The organism is Sulfuricurvum sp. IAE1, assembly GCF_004347735.1.
In the GTDB taxonomy this organism is placed as follows: domain Bacteria; phylum Campylobacterota; class Campylobacteria; order Campylobacterales; family Sulfurimonadaceae; genus Sulfuricurvum.
This window is the reverse complement of record NZ_SLTI01000042.1, coordinates 134757-153167: the sequence shown is the minus strand read 5'-3', so window position 1 is coordinate 153167 and position 18411 is coordinate 134757. Positions and strand designations below refer to the sequence as shown.

Here is an 18411-nt window from a genome sequence, read left to right as displayed (position 1 = left end):
GTCACCTGCGGGCACTTTTACTCCCCGTTTTTTTTTAATCTTCTAAGCGTTTGGCCTGCCGTTTTGGAACCACATTTTTTTTGCCGTTATCCGATTCGGTCCTGGTTTCGTGTTTCAGATAGTGCGGTAACGTCCTTCCTTCGGTTTTGGCAATGTCTTCGAGCAGTCTGGAACGTACCGTTCCGGTGTCGCGGATCGTGCAGAGGTATTCGTAGATCAGCGCGCTTTGGCGGTCGAGCGAAATCTTCCACGTCGAGAGAGTCCGCGAATAGATCCATTCGCAAAAAGCGTAAAACGCTTCGAATACGCTTCCTCCTTCCGACAGCAGTCGCACCGTCTCGTCGAAATTTCCGCTGTTGTAATACATATCCCAAAACCGGGCGAACCGTTTCATTTTTTGTATCTGCGTGAAACTCAGAAGATCGTTTTGCAAGATGTCGTAGGGGGGAGTGTCGGAGTAGAGCATCCCGTGTGCGGAATCGTGGCGCGAGAGGGTCGTGCCGGAGAGATTTTTGAGAATTCCGATCTGGATTTCGCTGCGGGTCAGCGAGACGAGGGTGTCGAGATTGCGAGCGAATCCTTCCAGGCTCTCGCCCGGAAGCCCTACGATCAGATCCAGATGCAGGTGGGCCGAGGTGTCGTTTTCGAGAAATCGGAGGTTGTCGATAATCTTTTCAAGCCGAAGGGGACGGTTAATCCCTTTGGCAATGAGGGGATCGAGGGTCTGGATCCCGATTTCGAGCTGGAGCGATCCGGGGGGAAATAGGGCGATTTTGTGGCGAAGCGATTCGGGAAAGTGGTCGGGTATCACTTCGAAATGGGCGAAATAGGGGGGCTCTTTGGAGAGGAAAAAATCGAGGATCGCATTGGCGAACGTCATGTTGAGATTAAAAGTGCGGTCGATGAATTTGAAGCTGCGTGCGCCGCGTTGCCAGAGGATTTCGAACTCTTCGAGCAGCGTTTCGAGCGGAAAATTGCGCACCTTTTCGTCGATCGAAGAGAGGCAGAATTCGCATTCGAACGGGCAGCCCCGCGAAGCTTCGACGTAGATGTAACGGTGTTGAACATCCTCGTCGCGGTAGGCCGCGTAGGGAAGCGCGATCGATTTCAGATCCGGGAGCGGGGCCTTGATGAAGCGTTCTTCGGGAATCCCGCCGTCCAGAATCCTACGGCACAATTCGTAGAAAGCGATTTCGCCTTCGCCGCTGACGATGCAGTCGGCGGATGAAAAATCGACGCGGTGGGGCAGATACCCCGCTTCGGGACCGCCCAGGACGATGAACGTCTGCGGTGAGACTTTTTTGAGGATATTGATCAGTTCGGCGGTCTCGGCGGCATTCCAGATGTAGACGCCTATCCCGATAATGCGCGGGGAATGCTCGAGCAGCCGTTCGGCGACGCTTTGCATCTGCTCGTTGATCGTGAATTCCAGGATTGCCGCGTCGCTTTGCAGCTCGCGCAGGTTGGCGTAGAGATAGCGCAGCCCCAGGGCAGTGTGGGCGTATCGGGCATTGAGGGTTGTGAGGATGATAGGGTGCATGGGCGTTCCGGTAAAAGATAAACGTATTATATGGTATTCTATATAGACTCATAATAATGCAAAAGGAAACATAATGCGCTACATTCGCCGTTTTGATTCGCTGAATATTCATGACATCGCTTTGGTGGGAGGAAAAAACGCTTCGCTGGGGGAGATGATCGGTTCGCTCAAAAAACTCGGGGTCAAAGTGCCCGAGGGGTTTGCCGTCACGGCAGAGGGATACCGCGCTTTCGTGAATCATAACGGATTCGAGCCTAAAATCCGCGCATTGTTCGAAGGGGTCGATATCGTTAACATCGAAGAACTTTCCCGCTGCGGGGAGGCTGTTCGGACACTGATGCTATCAGGCGAGATGCCCGAAGAACTCAAAAACGAAATCCTCAAGGCGTACCGCGAGATGGAGAGTGAATACGCGATGGCTTCGGTGGATGTGGCCGTCCGGTCCTCGGCGACGGCGGAGGATCTGCCTGATGCCAGCTTCGCGGGGCAACAGGAGAGTTATCTCAACGTACGCGGCGAGACGATGCTCGTCGAGCACGTCAAACGCTGTTTCGCGTCGCTTTTTACCGACCGTGCGATCAGCTACCGCCACAGTCGCGGGTACGATCATTTCGCGGTCGCCCTCTCCGTCGGCGTCCAGAAGATGGTACGCAGCGATCTGGCCAGCAGCGGCGTCATGTTTACGATCGACACGGAAAACGGCTCGGAAAATCTGATCCTCATTAACTCGATTTACGGATTGGGGGAAAACATCGTCGGCGGGCGGGTCAACCCGGATGAATTTTACGTTTTCAAACCGACGCTTCGGGAAGGGAAAGTCTCGATCCTCAAACGCCAGCTCGGCTCCAAAGCCCTTACGATGCGCTATGACGAACGCCATCACACCGTTAACCTGGCGACGCCCAAAAAGCTGCAGGAACGCTTTTCGATCACCGACGACGAAGTCGCGACTCTCGCCCGCTATGCGATGATTATCGAAGAGCATTACACGGCGCAGGCGGGTGAATACCGTCCGATGGACATCGAATGGGCCAAAGACGGCCAAAGCGGCGAACTCTTCATCGTCCAGGCGCGTCCCGAAACGGTTCAAAGCCGCCGTATGGGCGAAAACATCCTCGAACAGTACCATATCGTGTCGGATCGTCCCCGCAACGTCCTCGCGGTCGGTAAAGCGATCGGGGAGAAGATCGGATCGGGCAAGGTAAAGATCATCCGTTCACCCCACGAAAGCGACCGTTTTAACGAAGGGGAAGTGCTCGTCGCCGACATCACCGATCCCGACTGGGAACCGATCATGAAAAAGGCTTCGGCCGTTATCACCAACCGCGGAGGGCGCACCTGCCATGCCGCGATTGTCGCGCGCGAGATCGGAGTCCCCGCGATCGTGGGGACCGGGAACGCGACCGAAGTTCTCCGTGAAGGAGATGAAGTGACCGTCAGCTGTGCCGAGGGGGAAAACGGGAACGTCTACGCGGGTCTGCTCGATTTTGAGATCAAGCAGACCGATCTGGGGACGCTGCCGCCGACCAAAACGAAACTCTATATGAACGTCGGGAACCCAGAGATCGCGTTCAAAGTCGCCAAACTTCCCAACGACGGTGTAGGACTGGCACGGATGGAGTTTATCGTTACCCAGTACGTCAAAGTCCATCCGATGGCTCTCGTCGACAAGGCCAAGGGGAAAACGGCGGGTGACGAAGAAGCGGTAGTCGAAGCGATGAAGGGCTACGACGACCCCAAACGGTTTTTCATCGACAAGGTCGCAGAAGGGGTCGGGATGATCGCGGCGGCATTTTATCCAAAGAGCGTGATCGTCCGGACGACCGACTTTAAATCAAACGAATACAAGCACATGAACGGCGGATTCGCGTACGAACGTGACGAAGAGAACCCGATGATCGGGTTTCGGGGGGCGAGCCGTTATTATTCGCAGGAGTACCGTGAAGCGTTCTTGTGGGAATGCGAGGCGCTTGCGCGCGTGCGCGACGAGATGGGCCTTACCAACGTCAAAGTGATGCTCCCCTTCGTCCGAACCCCGGAGGAGGGGAAGAAAGCGATTGCGGTGATGAACGAAGCGGGACTGGTGCAGGGGAAAAACGGCCTGGAAGTCTACGCAATGTGCGAGATCCCCGCCAACGTCATCCTGGCCGACCGGTTTTTGGAAATCTTCGACGGCTACAGTATCGGCAGCAACGATCTCACGCAGCTCGTACTCGGAGTCGATCGCGACAGTGCGCTCGTATCATCGGTATTCGATGAGCGTAACGAAGCGGTGACGCGGATGCTCAGTATGGCGATCCGTGCGTGTAAAGAGCGGGGCAAATACATCGGCATCTGCGGTCAGGCTCCTTCGGATTATCCCGAGATCACCCGCTTCCTTGTGCAAGAAGGGATCGATTCGATCTCGCTCAACCCCGATTCACTGCTCAAAATGCGTCAGGTGGTCAGCGAATTCGAGGGTTAAAACTTGAAGATCAGTACGTCGTGGTCGGCCTCTTCAAGGAGGTCGAATGCGAAAAAACTGAATGAACCGGAAGTATGGATACTGATAAGGTCGGTTCCGTAAGAACCCGATATTTCCAGAAAAAGGGGGGGATTTAGCGGTCCTTTGCGGGTGAGCATCTGTACCTTTTCAGGCAAGAGGTGCAGGGATGCGGCGAACGTCTCTGCGGCGAGCTCCTCGTTTTGGCTGATTTGCATCTGATATTCGAGAATATCCTCTTCGGTAAAACCGTACGTTTTCAGTCGACCTTCGAAAGGAAGGTTGTAGATGTTGAGCAGCGAAAGTTCGGCATTGGGGAAAAGGTCTGCCGTTGCAAGTATCGCGGTTCTGGAATGATCGGAAAAATTGGTCGGGATCAAAATTCGGCGCGGGTTGAGCGGAAGATCGTTTTTGATCACCAGAACGGGAATCGAGGAGTTGCGGATGATGCTTTTGCTTGTCGATCCCACAAGCAGCTCTTTGAACATATAGGTCTCGCCGCTGCTGCCGATAACGAGAATTGTCGCCTCGATCTGCTCGGCGATTTCGGCGATTTCGCGGACGACGTTGCCTTGCATGCAGTGAAAGTATTTTTTATGCAGTTGCGGGAACTGGGCATTCAAAACGTTCCAGCTGTGTTCGCGGATCGATTTGATCTCCTGCTTGAGGGCAAACCATGATTCTTCGATGACATGGACGACGTGCAGATCGGCTCCGTGGGATTCAGCCAGGTAAAGTGCTTTGCGCACAACCGTCAAGCCGGTTTCAGAGAAGTCGGTAGCGACCAAAACCGTCATTTTTTTCATAAACTCTCCTTAAATTGGGTTATACGGGTCTGGAGGATTGCTGTTCCAGTATCGGTTTGTAATTTCGATCCCGTACGCTTTGAATCAGCTGTTCCACGTCTTCGTTCACAACGTCTAGCATCTGCAGGGCAGTTGCCCCCAGACTCAGACTCGCTTCTATTGCTTCAGGATAGGCATGCGTCGCACCTTCTTCGAGCAGTCTCATGCTGCTTTCGACATCTTTGGCTCGAACGATAATGGGCAAATTGGGAGAAATCTTTCGCAAAAACGATACTGCTTTCAAAGCCTGTTCGGAGTCATCGACCGTAATCACGACTAGGGACGCGCGCTCTGCATGGATTGTCGTGAGGAGTTCGGGATCGGAGATATCGCCGTACGCGACGGGATGCCCCTCTGAGAGTCCTTTGGAAACCCGGTCGGGATCGGTGTCGAAAACTTTGAAGTCTATCCCTCTTTCTTGCATAAGTACCGCAACGGTATGGCCGACCCGTCCGTATCCTCCGATGAGGACCTGCTCGCTTGAATCGATCAGCGACTGGGGAAGGGTGTGTGTTAGAACACGATGACGGCCTGAGAGGAATGCAGCGATGGGTTGATTGTATCGGATCAGGAGGGAACCGCCTATCAGCGAAAAAAGGACTGATGTCAGGATAATCTGCCCAAGGTCGGCATCAATGACACTCGAATCCAGTGCTATCGCCAGAAGAGCAAATCCGAATTCTCCGCCCACCGAAAGCAACAGTCCGGTTCTCCAGGCATCGGAGAGTTCCATGCCGCTTTTTTTGACGAGTACCGCGACGATGAGGATCTTGCTGATCAGGATGAGCAACGCGCCAAGCACCGCCCAATGCCAGATATGAGGGATTGCCGAAGGATTGAAGAGCATCCCGATGCCGACGAAGAAAAGTCCCAGCAAGACATCCCGGAACGGTCGGATACTTGATTCGACCTGATGACGGAATTCCGTTTCTCCGAGCATCATTCCCGCCAGAAACGCTCCGAATGCGAGCGAGAGCCCAAGACTGTTGGAAGACCAGGCTGCCACCAGCGCCACGAGCAGTACTGTTAGAGTAAATATTTCAGGCGACTGGCGGGTGGCGACGAGGTGAAATAACGGTCGAAGAAGCCAACGCCCCGCAACAAAAACGATTGCAAAGGCCAATACCGCTTTCGCAAAAGCCCATCCCAGCGCTCCGGCGAGGATGTCAGCGCCGACCGCAATACCAAGGACAGGAATGATGACCAGGAAAGGGACGGCGGTGACGTCCTGAAAGACCGACATGGCCAGACCAAGCCGCCCGTGAGCCGTATTCTCTTCGCCCTGTTCGGCCAGCTGGCTGCCGATGATCGTGGAGGAAGACTGGGCAAACACGGCGCCGATGACAAAAGCGACGGCAGGGGGAAGCCCAAAAGCCCAGAGCAAGCCGCCTACGATGATCGTGGAGAAAACGACCTGGGCGGTTCCCAGCCCAAGAACCTGATGGCGAAGGGCATGAAGCTGAGGCAACGAATAGTTCAGACCGATCGTGAAGAGGAGGAATACGACTCCGAATTCGGCGATCACTTTGAGCTCGGGAACATTGAGGGTGGGACCGATGGTGTAAGGGCTGAGGATCGCTCCGACGAGGAGATACCCAAGACTCGTCGGAATCCGGAATTGCTGGAAAACGACGATGACCGCCACTCCGATTCCGAGCAGCATCAAAATCTGAGTAAGTTCGTTCATCGTTCCAAACCCTCTTGTAAGTGTTGGAATGATTATATAGGCAAATAGTAAACGTTCAACAGAGGGCTTGCTCAGGGGTCGGAGTTCAACGAGCGGTCGTTTTGGGGAGACATACTTTTATACAGCGCTTTTGAAAAATTACGGGTGATATGGGTGATGTTCATAAAAATTGCCGTCATCTGTTTGGAAATTTTGTAGTTGACGATCATATCATTCAATATCGCAATGCTGTTTTTGTAGCTGGTGTCGAGTTTCGTAAAAAGCGCTTCGAGTTTCGCGCTGGCTTCGGAGTCGCCGTTGAGCCAGTCGGTGTAGTGCATGCAAAGGGCTAGAATCTGATAACGCAGCTCATGAAAAAACGCTTCCATCTCCCGGGTTTCAGATTCGCTGAGCATCTCGATATCGTGCAAAATATCCCGTATATATTTCGATGCGCCGATCAGCTGTGTCGCCATGTAGAGGGTCTGATCGAACTCCTTGCGAATTTCGGGAAGTTGAATGCGAACCGACAATGCGCTGGCGTAATCGAGAATCTCCCCCTGCAGATGTTGCAAGTCATGGTAGCGTTCAAGCGGCGAGGGAAGCAGCGGCTGCTTGTAGGTTTCGAGAATTTTGGCAATCGAAGCGTGATGTTTCAACCCTTCTTCGGGAGGGATATGAATCGCCGCGACGGCAAAAGAGCACACCTTGTGCCCCAGATGGATCACTTCTTGACGCAGGGCTTCGTGCTCCAATGCCGGAATCGTATGGGATACGTTGTGGATGTAGCGTGTCATGACCGGTTTGACGACCAGGAATTTCGTTTGGAGCCATCGGGTCAGCTTCGGGATCAGCGGGAACCAAATCACAACCCCCAAGAGATTGAAAACCGTATGGAAAAGCGCCAGCGCCTCGACGCTCTGATCGAGCCCGATATGGGTGACCGACCATGTTATGGGCGTAAGCAGGAGAAAGGCGATGATTCCGGTAAAGAGATTGAAGAGCACATGCGCCACCGCCGTACGTTTTTTGTCGCTTGATCCTCCCGCCGCACCGATAATCGCGGTGGCGGTCGTGCCTACATTGGCCCCGATGACGAACGCTGCTGCATGGTCAAACCCCAAAATTCCGGTGAACAATGCGCTTTGGGCGATGGCAACGGAAGCGGAGCTGCTTTGAATAAGTGCGGTCAATACCAATCCGGCAAAGAGGAAAACGAGCGCGTTGTATTCGCTCAAAGAAGTGATATCGATGGTTTCAGCCAGTGAAGAAAAACTCTCTTTAAGCCCTTCAAGCCCGAGGAAAATAAGGCCGAATCCGGTCAAGCCTCCAAAAACATAGCGCGTTTTTCCCTCGCCGAATAATACGCTGCCGATCCCTCCGAATCCGACCATGACGAAGGCGATCAGTTTGATGTCGAATTTAAAACCGATCAGCGCGATGATCCATCCGGTAGCGGTCGTTCCGATGTTGGAACCGAAGATCACCCCGATCGCGCTTTGCAAACTCATTAACCCCGCACCCGTTAACGACAGCGCCATGAGGGTAACAACCGATGAGCTTTGCAGCAATGCGGTTGCCGAAGCTCCGGCAAAAACGGCTTTTGCGTCGGTGTCGGTGGAAATCTTAACCCATTTTTTGAACGAAGAACCCGCCGCTTTTTTAAGTGAATCCTCGAGATAGATCATGCCGAACATGAACAGTCCCAGGGAAGCGAAGGCTTCAATCATCACCGATGTCACGGACGCTCCTTATGCTGCGATAAGGGCACATGACCGATTTGCTCAGCGCCCGAGAATAAAGCAATTATAGCCTTACCGCTCATTTACTTTTTTTAAGAAGTCTGCGGACGCTGGAAATACTCCCCTTCGGTTGTGAAGAGTTTCAGGATTTTGCGGTATTCGCCGTATGCCTGGCGGTAGAGGTGCTGGGTGTGGTTGTTGCTCTCGTAGAGCTCGGTTGCGCTCTGGCCCGTTTCGAGAGCGTTTTTGAGCAGCTTCGTACGGCGCAGGTAGGTAAAGGCGAGTCCCGGGAAATGCTCGTGGATTTTTTCGCGTATCGCCAGCGCGTCGTTGGGATTTTCGAGCATGTTGGCAAAGACCAGAATCGTTTTTTCGCGGAATTTTTTGATGAATACGAGGCTTTTCATGATCGAATTGGCATCGTTCGTGGTGGGGAGGAGGATGATGTCCGATTGCAGGAGGATCTCCTCGACGTGCGGGCTCTCGAATCCGCCGAAATCGTAGACGGTATCGGGATAGAGGGGGATCTTGTTCGGATAGTAGCGGGCATTGCGGTATTTGTTCAGCGCCACCGACATGTCGTTCGTGGCGTAGCGGTAACCCAGGTCTTTGGCGAGGGAAAATGCAAGAGAGGTTTTGCCGACGCCCCCTTTGGTCGATGCGATGGAGATGATAGCCATGGGACCCTTTGAATCGTTTTTGGATGAAATAGTAGCATAAGGAGAACGTATATTGCCATCTTTAGGCTATACTGACGCTTTTTAACGCTTTAACCAACAAAAGGTATGCCCAATGAACCTGTTATCGAAAAACGCCCCGCTGGAAGAATCGATCGCGCGGATGCGCTCGACTCTCGAAACGGTGGGGTGCGGATTGGTGTTTTCGCAGGAAAAGCATCCGCTCGAACACTGCTATTCGGTCAACCTGGCTTCGACCGAAGCGCCGAACCATATCTACTCCAACGGCAAGGGTGTTTTGTCCGACGCCTCGGTCGCCAGCGCGCTGGGTGAATACATCGAACGGCTCCAGACCAACAACTTTTTCATCGATTTTCACCTCCCGCAGCGGCGCTATTACCCCGATGAGGTAGCATTTGGTTTCGACGAACCTTATCTGGATGACGATCTGCGCGGCATTTACGACCCGCACGGGGAGATGGCCGATGAGGACTGGATCGACTACAACAGCGATTACGACGATAAAATCGTTTCGCTGCCGTTCGTCAAACAAAGCTCCGGTGAGAAAGCCTACATCCCCCTGAACGTCTTGAGCAACCTGTATGCGAGCAACGGCCTCGCCACCGGGAACACACCGCTCGAAGCACAGGTACAGGCGCTCAGCGAAATCTGCGAACGTCATGCCAAAATCGAGATCATCCGCGAGGGGTACGCCCTGCCGAAGTTTCCCGACGAGATCATCAAAGGGTTCGATCGGCTCTATGCCGACGTTTGCGCGCTGAGGGAAAAAGGGTACGTCGTCGAGGTGCTCGACGCGTCGCTGGGGGGACGGTTCCCCGTCACCGCGATCTCGCTTATCAACCCGTCGAATTCGACCCTGTTCGTTTCGTTCGGTTCCCATCCGATTTTGCAGGTGTCCCTGGAGCGGACGATGACCGAACTGATGCAGGGACGGACGCTTGCCGAACTCGATGCGTTCGAGGTCCCGACGTTCGACATGAGCCTTGTCGCCGACAGTTTCAACCTCGAATCCCATTTCATCGATTCAAACGGCAAGCTGGGCTTCCCCTTTTTGAGTGCGAAAAAAAGTTTCGCTTTTACACCGTGGAATTACACGGGAACTTCAAGCGAGGAAGAATACGCCTATCTGTGCGGGATACTCCGCAAGGAAGGCAAAGAGATCTACGTCCGCGAATACGATTACCTCGGGTTCTATTCGTGCCAGATCGTGGTTCCCGGATTCTCGGAGGTTTATCCGATCGAGGATATGGTCTACAACAATAAAAACAGCGGCAAAAAAATCCGCCAGATGGTCCTGAATTTCGAAGAGTACGATCCCGAAGAAGTGCTCGAACATGTCGAATCGCTCGAAGATACCCTCAACGTCGACAAATACATCGGGGTAATTTTTGAACGCAACTTCACCATGGCGCAATTCAAAGCGCAGATGCACATCCTTGCGGGTAATGACGAAGAGGCGATTGCCCTGCTCGAATTCGCCAATGACAAGACGGGCCATCTTGTCGCCGAGTTGATCCGGATGCGTGCGCGCGAAGAGGCCTGGGAAGATTATGAAGAAGCACTCTTCAACGTATTCGGACGCGAACGGGTGATCGAAGCGGTCCGTATCCTAAACGGGGAATCGGCGCTGATCGACGTCACGCTGCACGAGCACTATTACAACATGCTCGGACTGTATGACCGTCTCGAAGCGAAAAAAGCGCTGATCCCCCGCTAGGAAAGAGGGTTACTCTTTCCCTTCTGAGGGTTTGAGGGATTTGACGGTAATGCGGCGGGGAGGGCGTTTGGGTTCTGCGGGCGCTGCGGAAGACGGTTTGTCGCCGTAAGGTTTTTTCTCTCCGGCAGGCTTTTTGCCGCCGTACGGTTTTTTATCCCCGAACCTTTTTTTATCTCCGTAGGGCTTTTTATCCCCGAAAGATTTTTTATCTCCATAGGGTTTTTTGTCGCCAAAAGGCTTCTTTTCCCCTTTGACAAACTCTTTTTTCTCTTTGGATTGGACCGTTTTATCGGCGTTTTTATCCTCTTTTCCGTAAAACTTCGGTTTGCTGGCGTAGGGAGTTTTGTACGCTTTTTCCGCTTCGGTTCGCGGCGTACCGTCGATGTAGTGGTTGCGATCGCGGGTTTTTCCTTCGAAAATCGGTTTGCCGTTTTCGTCTTTGCCTATGAAACGGGGTTTTTTATCATTTTTGGCCCATCGATCACGCGGTTTTTCGTCTCTGGAGCCCTTTTTATCCGTGTCGGTGCTCTGCGAACGCGGTTTGAAGTCACGTTTGGGGCGCGCGTCGCGCTGCGTCGTCGTTTCATCCCGTGCCGCACGTCGTGCTTTGGCTTCTTCCTTCTCCTTTTTTTCCGCGGCGATGCCGAAAGAGGGTTCGAACCCTTCGATCACTTCCTGGATGATGGTCCTTCCCAGCAGCGTTTCGATGGGATAGAGGCGTTTTTGCTCTTCGGCGTCCATCAGCACGAGGGCGAATTCGCGTGCTTTGGCGATACGCGCCATGTACACGAGGGCTTTTTCGGGGAGATCGTAACTGATGAGAAGATCGTATTCGCCTGAGGATGGGAGTGCCGCGTCGTCGGTCAATGTGATGTTTGCAGTATTCGGCAGCACCACGGCTTGGGTGCTTCCCTCAGTGACGACGAGAATTTTTTTGTTGTTGTAGCGCGTTGCCAGATAGGAAAGAAGTTCGTTTTTACGGGCTGCGTCGCAGGGGTGGATACGGTGGTTTTGACGTTTGATGGTTAATGACATGGAAAGTCCTTGAAATATTGACCTCGAGGTGAGGGCGGATAAGCGGCCAATGGGGAAGACTCAAGCGCAGACCGAACGCGCAAATGATGGCCGCATTATAGCGTGATTTACCTCTAGGTACGTTGAGGGCGTTTTAGCGCTCTTCGAGGGGGTAGCCTTTTTCTTTCCATTCATTGAAACCGTTGAGGAACCAGTAGACGTTTTTATGACCGAGTTTGCGTACTGCAAGGGCCGCTTCATACGAGTTGGCACACGATTCGCCGTAGCAGTAGAAGACGAGGGGCTGCTCTTTTTCCCGGGGGAGTTCGATCACCATGTATTCGGCCTTGGAGACGTCGAAATGGACGGGTCTGGCCCCTTTGATGCGGGATTTATGGAAATGTCGTTTTTCGCGTGCGTCGTAGAAATGGGCTTTTTGGTCGTGGAGGGCCCGGGCCTGCTTGAGATCGATCACCTTCACCCCTTTGGCGATCGCGTCGTTGACCTGGGGCGGAACGATGCAGACGTCGTATTTGGTTTCGAGCAGGTAACTTTTTTCACCGTCGTATTCGACGGCTCCGGCAGGTATAAAAGAGAGGGCGGCGAGGGCGCATCCGAGGATAAAATGGCGCAGCATGAGTGACTCCTTGAATGGGATGGAATCATCATAGAGCAAAAAATATTAACACGATTAGCGTATTATAAATAATTATAAAAGCGTAAGGTTTTATTTAGCTATCGGTCGCGGTAGCCTTCAACTCCCAGGTGGCGGTCGAGGGTTTCAAAGCGGTATCCCATTGAACGCAGGCGCTCGATGATCGGCCCCAGGGCTTTGGCGGTTGCGGCGTTGGAACGGGAACTGTGCATCAGGACGATATCGCCGGGACGGATGTTGGCGATCACGTTGCGTTCGATTTCGAGCGGGTCTTTGATCGCCCAGTCAAGCGAATCTAGAGACCACAATACGGTGGTGTAGCCTTCGGTGTTGAGGGTTTCAACGACGGATCGGTTGATCGAACCGTAGGGGGGACGTACGAGACGTGGGAAACGGCCGGTGATCGAAGCGATCTTCGTTTCGGCCGATCGGATCTCGTCGATCAGGCGATCGGGGGGAAGGGTGCTCAGACGCGGATGGGTGAAGCTGTGGTTGAGCACCAGGTGCCCCTCGTCGTGCGCGCGTTTGACGGCGGTTGCGTTGAGATCGTTCATCGGCGCGCCGATCATGAAAAAACTCGCTTTGACGCCGTAGCGTTTGAGGACGTCGAGGACCGCGAACGTGGTGTTTTCATCGGGCGAATCGTCGAAGGTCAGGGCGACGGTCTTGGTGTCGCCGCAATCGGCGCAAAGCCGTACGTTCGTATAGTTCCCCTCCCGGATGGGGGCGGTCGTGGAGTCGCGCCATTGGCGGAGAAAAAGGCTCATATTGGCATCGAGCATCGTCGAGTCCCCGCGAATCTCGTATCGGGGGGCGGCAGAGAGTAAAAGCTGCAACACAAGGGTGAGCAGAAAAATGAGTCGCGTCGTCATCGGGCCGTTTCGGTTTGGAAATAGGAGAGCATTATAGCGCATCGGCCTTGAACCGTTTGGGCCGCCGGGGTCCGATCGGCTATAATTACGCCCATGAAAGAGAAGTTAAAAGCCAAAGCACGCGCCGTAGCGCAAAATCCCGCCGCCCGTAACGCCCTGTGCTCGATGAAGCCCGAAAAATCGCTCTGGGGCTTTCTGGGGGTCGCCGTTTTCCTGATCCTCCCCGAAATCGTGGCGTTTATCTGGGGGGGCGAGATCGCGGCGTATGCCAAAGCGCAGCTTCCCCACGCCGCTTCCTCCGTTGAACGCCAATACTACGACCTCCTCGTAATGCTCTTCGGCGAGGGGGGGAGCTGGGTGAATCTCGCCATCGGGATCGCCTTGCTGGTGTGGCTCTTTTTTTAGCCGCCCTCTAATAGAGCAGTTTCAGCGTCCCCGCCTGCATCGCGTCGTATGCGACTGAGGGGACGACGTCGGCGATGCCGATCAGGTAAGGTTCGAGCTGCGTCTCTTCGAGCCCGAACAACACCCGTACCGCTGCGGCCGCTTCGAACGACTTCTGGATCGAGCTGACGTCGAGAATCGACTGGGACGGGACCGACATCGCCACCTTGTCGTTGCTGATGCCGTAGACAAGAAAACTCAGACGCCCCGTCACTTTTTCATCCTGTGCCGCCAGCCCGATCGGGAGCAGGCCGCTCAGGTCGACGCCGTCTGCGGAGGTTTCCAGATCGGCGATGATCCGCAGCCCCACCCCGATTCTCCCCAGTGCGGACGTTTTGCCCGAACCGTTGAACGAAAGGTTCTGGGTCGTGTAGTTGACGTAGTCGAACGTCACCTTGTAGCTTCCGCGCGAGACTTTCCCTCCCGAACCGAAATAGCTCAAAGAGCCCGATTTGTCCCGTTTTTCGATGGTCACAATCGTTTCGGTACTGGTGAGACGTTTGCGTATCTCCGCCGAACTCAGGGATAAAACATCCGTTTCGACCCGTTTCTTGAGGACGGGATCGTACGTTTCGATCGTCCGGACGGGCATCGGGTTTTCCAGGGGGATCATTTTCGCTTTCGTCGTTGCCGAGGGGCTGACGATGCTTTTGGTGCCGAAATCGTAGGCGGGGAAAACTTCGGCACATCCGCTGATCCCGAGCACGAGAAGTGCGCATGCAAGAGGAAAACGGAGGGGAGAACCCTTCGGCGATCGCCGAAAAAAAGGGGAAGTGAGCATACTGAAATCTCCTTTGTATCGAATGAGACGGTCGAAAGGTGAAGCAGCGGGGATTGAATGATTATACTCCCGGGGACATAAAGTTTTCTTAACCGATCGGCTCCCCATAGCCGTGCGCAAACAGTTCGGCCGTATCGATCCCGTAAAAGGTGCGCAGCCGCTCATACAGCTCTGCGAAGTCCTCTTTGAAATCCTCCCCCGCACCGAAAAACCGCTCCGTCGCCACGGCGAAAAACTCCGCTTCATCCAGTGCGGCGTCGGCTCCGAACAGCTCGTATTTTCCCAGTTCCGCGTTGTCCCGTACGAGAGCGTCGAGAGTGTCGAACTCGCGGTCGAATACCTCCGTCCACGCATCGTAATGTTCTTCGTCCATCGGGGGGATACCGTCGATTTCGCCGTTCATGAAATCGATCTCGTGGGCGAATTCGTGGAGGATCAGGTTGTAATCCCCCATTTCCAGCGCTTCGGCGCGCGCCGCGTCCCACGTGATGACGACGGTACCCTCAGCCGACTGGCCGTCGATGGCGACCTCTTCGCTCGTGACCACCCCGCCGTCGTTGCGGTTTTGCTCGATGAGCACCGAATCGGGATAGATGAGGATCGTCGAGAGATGGGGATAGGGGAGGGGGGCGTTTTTACGGATGAGCAGCAACGAAGCGTAAAACGCGATGAGAACCCGCATTTCGTCGTTGACGCTAATCCCGATCCCGACAAAATCCTTGGTGTGGATAAAACGGAGTATCCTGCGGCGCATCTCCTCTTTGTCGCTTTCTGCGAGCTTCGGGAAATGGGGAGTGGAGGCGAGGAGCGTTTCGTATTCGGCGGGAAACGCGAGGGCGTCGATCCGGGAGAGTTCCCTGTGTTTGCGCAGACGATAGAGGGTATAGACGGCGTATGCCGTCGCGCCCAGGAGCGCTACGATCCAGAACAGGGCGCCGTAATAATTCATTTGCGGTCGAAATGGTAAATCGAGTGGGTCGTATGGAGTTTTTTGTCTTTCCACGCGAAATAGGAGCTTTTGAGATGTCTGCCGTCTTCGCTCAGCTCGTGGACGATCCGGTGGATATGGTCTTCGTCGGAGTTGCACAGCTCGGTGCTCATGTCGCACTCGAACACGATCCGTTTCGGGGTGCTTTCGCGGAGGTTGGCCAGGAACTCGGGCTGGTTTTGTTTGGAGCAGTAGTGGGTCGCCTTGAGGTTCGTGCAGGCAATGTCCTTGCAGTGGTACATGCTCACCATCTGCTTGGCGGTCCCCGGCAGCAAATCCTCCTGGATCGTCACCTCTCCCCCGATGAGTTTGAACGCCATCGCCGTCGCTTCGGTCCCGACGAGGGGAAGGACCGCTTTGTGTTTGTACGATTCGCTTCCGGCCTGGTCGGGGGAGAGTTTCCATTCGCCCACCAGGGTCTCTTCCATCCATCCGAAGAGTTCCCACGCGGTCGTGTTTTCGGCGGCATGGGAAGCACTTGCGAGGGCAAACGTAGCAAAAAGGGACACAATCGGTTGTCTGAACATGATAATTTCCTTGCGATGATTGAAATTTTACTGTGAAAAGGGGGTTTTGACTATAATAAACCTCATTAACAGACCAGGACAGCCCCATTATGAAACAAATGATGCAGATTTACCGCACCAACCGCGAAACGGTGGAGGCTTTTTTGCTGACCACCATCAGTGACAAACCTTATGCGCAGTTCGATGAGTCGCAGGTGCGCGCGACGTTCAAAAATCTCCCCTGCCTGAGCGACCTCTACGTGATCGACGCACAGGGGATGCAGATCACCCCGACATGGCGCCGCAACGGCCACGATGCGTCGATGCAGGGGGCCGACAAGGGGTATTTCATCAACCGCATCCGTTTCGACGAGCACGGTAACTACGTTTCGAACCCCTACATCTGCGCCCATTCAGGCCAGCCAAAGGTGTCGGTCGCACGGCGTTTCGCCGATGGAACGGTCGTCGTATTCGACCTTGACCTCGTATCGGTTATGACCAAGATGCATCTCATTGACAGCGACCGGCTCATTTCGAAGCTGTCGGTGTGGGTTTACGCGATGCTCGGCGGCGGTCTGGTGCTGCTTGCCCTCTTTTTGGGTGTGTACGGCCTGATCGGGTTCGTCAAGGCCCTTTCATCGTTCGGCGACGAGATGCTCCAGCACGTCTTTAAATCGATCATCGGGATCACGCTGGCGATCGCGATCTACGATCTGGCCAAAACGATCCTCGAAAAAGAGGTCTTTTTCCGCTCCCTCACCCTCGAAGAGGGGAACGAATACGCGACGCTGACGAAGTTTCTCACCTCGATCATCATCGCCCTCTCGATCGAATCGCTGATGGTGGTGTTCAAAGTCGCGATCAACGACATCGGCCAGATGAACTACGCCCTCTACCTGCTCAGCGGGGTCGGGATACTGATCGTATCGATGGCGATCCTTACCTTCGTCAGCCGTAAAAAAGCCGAAGCCAAAGAATAGCGTTCGGGACGTTTCAGCCCAGCGTGGAGGTGTTGAAGCGTGCAAATTTTTTGCGCATCGTCTTGATGTGCAGAAAACTGAGGCCGCTGAGGACGAGGATGAGAAGGGTGAAGCGGAAGGTATCGAGGCCTCCGCTTTTGGCTCCGATGGCCATGCCGAAAAGGAGCAATAGGAAAAAGGTGATAAAACGGGCAAAAAGTTTGGTTGTTCTCATGGTAGCACTTGTTCGAAATTGAACCATCCATATCGGCCAAGCGGAAAAAATCTTGAGCGGAACATGGTACAATCTGTCAAATTCGTCGGAAAGGGAGGTGCAATGGTGCGTGCAGGCCGTATCGTGATGCCCGTTTTGGACCCCCTCTACGATGCCTCGTCCGAACAGCGCAGAGCTTTCGAGGAGTGGGACCGTCCTTCCCGGACGCTTCAGATCCGCTCCATCACCTTTCTGACAGGGTTGCTGTATATCGTTTTTTCGTTTATCGACGGTATGCTGCTGCCCGCATACGCCCTCCCTTTTGGGACGTTGATGCACCTTTACGTTCTCCCGCCGCTCCTGTTTGTGATCAGCGCGATGACGTACGTCAAAAAACTTTACCGCGTCACGGTAGTGATCCTCGCTCTCTCCCCCGTTATAGCGAATCTTGGGAACCTCTACCTCTACGGCATCCTTTATCCGGTTTCGCCCTATCTTGCCGAGATCTATACCCCCGAAGTGTCGCTGAGCATCATCTGGATGTTCGCGATTTCGGGGCTGCGGCTCCCCTTTGCGCTGGCCAGTGCCTCGGTCACCATCGCGGCCCATCTGGCATACGAGCTCTATCTGGGGATCCCTTTCGAAGTGCTCTGCATCCATTCGCTCTGGATCGTCGCGGCGGTATCGTTCGGCATCCTCAGCGCGCTGATCCTTGATAAAAAAAGCAAGCAGATTTTTCTCGATTCGCGGGAACTCGAATATCTCGCCACGACCGACAAGCTCAGCGGTCTCTACAACCGGATGAAGATCGAGGCGTATTGCCTTGAAGAGATTGAGAGGGTCAGACGCTACGGGGGGACTTTTTCGATCATTCTGCTCGACATCGACCATTTCAAGGAGATTAACGACACCTGCGGCCACAACGTCGGCGACCATGTGATCCAGAAACTGGCGCAGATCATGAGCGAATCGGTCCGTTCGGTCGACCGGACGGGGCGTTGGGGAGGGGAGGAATTTTTGATCCTCCTCCCCGAAACGGGAGGAGAACAGGCGTTCGGAGTTGCCGAACACCTCCGCCGCCACATCGAAGAGAGCGATTTTTCACCCGCCTGCCGGGTCCTCATCAGCGCCGGTGTCGCCGAATACGCTCCCGGCGATACGATCGAAAAGATCGTCCAAAGAGCCGACGAAGCACTCTATGCGGCGAAAGAAGGGGGACGAAATCAAACGCGTCTGGGATAAGCCGAAAAAATCGCTAAAATACGGGTTATAAATAGAGCGAACAAGG

General features: G+C 54.2%; 17 protein-coding genes. 5 read left to right on the top strand and 12 right to left on the bottom strand.

Going from position 1 to position 18411, the window contains the following annotated elements:
- Nucleotides 1–34: 34 nt before the first annotated feature.
- Nucleotides 35–1540 (bottom strand): B12-binding domain-containing radical SAM protein, encoded by a 1506-nt coding sequence (locus tag E0765_RS05920; RefSeq protein ID WP_132812303.1) that lies wholly within the window; start codon nucleotides 1538–1540, stop codon nucleotides 35–37.
- A 73-nt stretch (nucleotides 1541–1613) separates the two neighbouring features.
- Here E0765_RS05920 and ppsA point away from each other — a divergent pair, with 73 nt between their 5' ends.
- Nucleotides 1614–4004 carry a phosphoenolpyruvate synthase gene (ppsA, locus tag E0765_RS05915; RefSeq protein WP_132812302.1) on the top strand — a complete coding sequence of 797 codons (2391 nt, stop codon included), beginning with the start codon at nucleotides 1614–1616 and terminating at the stop codon, nucleotides 4002–4004.
- Here ppsA and E0765_RS05910 read toward each other — a convergent pair.
- From E0765_RS05910 to E0765_RS05895, 4 genes are all read right to left on the bottom strand, one after another.
- Nucleotides 4001–4828, bottom strand: a complete 828-nt coding sequence (locus E0765_RS05910) for a universal stress protein (RefSeq protein ID WP_132812301.1) — start codon at nucleotides 4826–4828, stop codon at nucleotides 4001–4003. The genes ppsA and E0765_RS05910 overlap by 4 nt on opposite strands.
- Before the next feature lie 19 nt (nucleotides 4829–4847).
- Nucleotides 4848–6554 (bottom strand): cation:proton antiporter, encoded by a 1707-nt coding sequence (locus E0765_RS05905; protein ID WP_132812300.1) that lies wholly within the window; start codon nucleotides 6552–6554, stop codon nucleotides 4848–4850.
- Nucleotides 6555–6625: 71 nt separating this feature from the next.
- Entirely contained in the window at nucleotides 6626–8263 is a 1638-nt protein-coding gene (locus tag E0765_RS05900) for a Na/Pi cotransporter family protein (RefSeq protein WP_255417873.1), read from the bottom strand.
- Between the two features lie 104 nt (nucleotides 8264–8367).
- The gene (locus E0765_RS05895) at nucleotides 8368–8955 is read right to left on the bottom strand and encodes a hypothetical protein (RefSeq protein ID WP_132812298.1); all 588 of its coding nucleotides are present in this window, start codon (nucleotides 8953–8955) and stop codon (nucleotides 8368–8370) included.
- A gap of 112 nt (nucleotides 8956–9067) precedes the next feature.
- Here E0765_RS05895 and E0765_RS05890 point away from each other — a divergent pair, with 112 nt between their 5' ends.
- Nucleotides 9068–10690, top strand: coding sequence for a YcaO-like family protein (locus E0765_RS05890; protein ID WP_132812297.1), 1623 nt, complete (start codon nucleotides 9068–9070; stop codon nucleotides 10688–10690).
- 9 nt (nucleotides 10691–10699) lie between these two features.
- On the opposite strand, the gene E0765_RS05885 is transcribed toward E0765_RS05890, so the two are convergent.
- The 3 genes from E0765_RS05885 to E0765_RS05875 all read right to left on the bottom strand — a co-directional run bounded on the left by E0765_RS05885 (nucleotide 10700) and on the right by E0765_RS05875 (nucleotide 13273).
- Nucleotides 10700–11725 (bottom strand): hypothetical protein, encoded by a 1026-nt coding sequence (locus E0765_RS05885; protein WP_132812296.1) that lies wholly within the window; start codon nucleotides 11723–11725, stop codon nucleotides 10700–10702.
- Nucleotides 11726–11858: 133 nt separating this feature from the next.
- Nucleotides 11859–12341, bottom strand: coding sequence for a rhodanese-like domain-containing protein (locus tag E0765_RS05880; RefSeq protein WP_132812295.1), 483 nt, complete (start codon nucleotides 12339–12341; stop codon nucleotides 11859–11861).
- A 98-nt stretch (nucleotides 12342–12439) separates the two neighbouring features.
- Complete coding sequence (locus E0765_RS05875; RefSeq protein ID WP_132812294.1) at nucleotides 12440–13273, bottom strand: polysaccharide deacetylase family protein; 834 nt, start codon at nucleotides 13271–13273, stop codon at nucleotides 12440–12442.
- 51 nt (nucleotides 13274–13324) lie between these two features.
- Between E0765_RS05875 and E0765_RS05870 the strand changes: the two genes are divergently transcribed.
- Complete coding sequence (locus E0765_RS05870) at nucleotides 13325–13636, top strand: hypothetical protein (RefSeq protein ID WP_132812293.1); 312 nt, start codon at nucleotides 13325–13327, stop codon at nucleotides 13634–13636.
- A 7-nt stretch (nucleotides 13637–13643) separates the two neighbouring features.
- On the opposite strand, the gene E0765_RS05865 is transcribed toward E0765_RS05870, so the two are convergent.
- The 3 genes from E0765_RS05865 to E0765_RS05855 form a co-directional block, all read right to left on the bottom strand.
- Nucleotides 13644–14456 (bottom strand): hypothetical protein, encoded by an 813-nt coding sequence (locus E0765_RS05865; RefSeq protein ID WP_132812292.1) that lies wholly within the window; start codon nucleotides 14454–14456, stop codon nucleotides 13644–13646.
- An 88-nt stretch (nucleotides 14457–14544) separates the two neighbouring features.
- Nucleotides 14545–15405 carry a zinc-dependent peptidase gene (locus E0765_RS05860; RefSeq protein WP_132812291.1) on the bottom strand — a complete coding sequence of 287 codons (861 nt, stop codon included), beginning with the start codon at nucleotides 15403–15405 and terminating at the stop codon, nucleotides 14545–14547.
- On the bottom strand, nucleotides 15402–15971 hold the full coding sequence (locus E0765_RS05855; RefSeq protein ID WP_132812290.1) for a hypothetical protein: 570 nt from the start codon (nucleotides 15969–15971) through the stop codon (nucleotides 15402–15404). Before E0765_RS05855 ends, E0765_RS05860 begins: the two co-directional genes overlap by 4 nt.
- Before the next feature lie 89 nt (nucleotides 15972–16060).
- Between E0765_RS05855 and E0765_RS05850 the strand changes: the two genes are divergently transcribed.
- Nucleotides 16061–16930, top strand: a complete 870-nt coding sequence (locus E0765_RS05850; RefSeq protein WP_132812289.1) for a PDC sensor domain-containing protein — start codon at nucleotides 16061–16063, stop codon at nucleotides 16928–16930.
- A gap of 13 nt (nucleotides 16931–16943) precedes the next feature.
- Here the strand turns inward: E0765_RS05850 and E0765_RS05845 are convergent, their stop codons facing one another.
- The gene (locus E0765_RS05845; RefSeq protein WP_132812288.1) at nucleotides 16944–17144 is read right to left on the bottom strand and encodes a hypothetical protein; all 201 of its coding nucleotides are present in this window, start codon (nucleotides 17142–17144) and stop codon (nucleotides 16944–16946) included.
- A 63-nt stretch (nucleotides 17145–17207) separates the two neighbouring features.
- Between E0765_RS05845 and E0765_RS05840 the strand changes: the two genes are divergently transcribed.
- Complete coding sequence (locus E0765_RS05840) at nucleotides 17208–18365, top strand: GGDEF domain-containing protein (RefSeq protein ID WP_132812287.1); 1158 nt, start codon at nucleotides 17208–17210, stop codon at nucleotides 18363–18365.
- Nucleotides 18366–18411 lie beyond the last annotated feature (46 nt).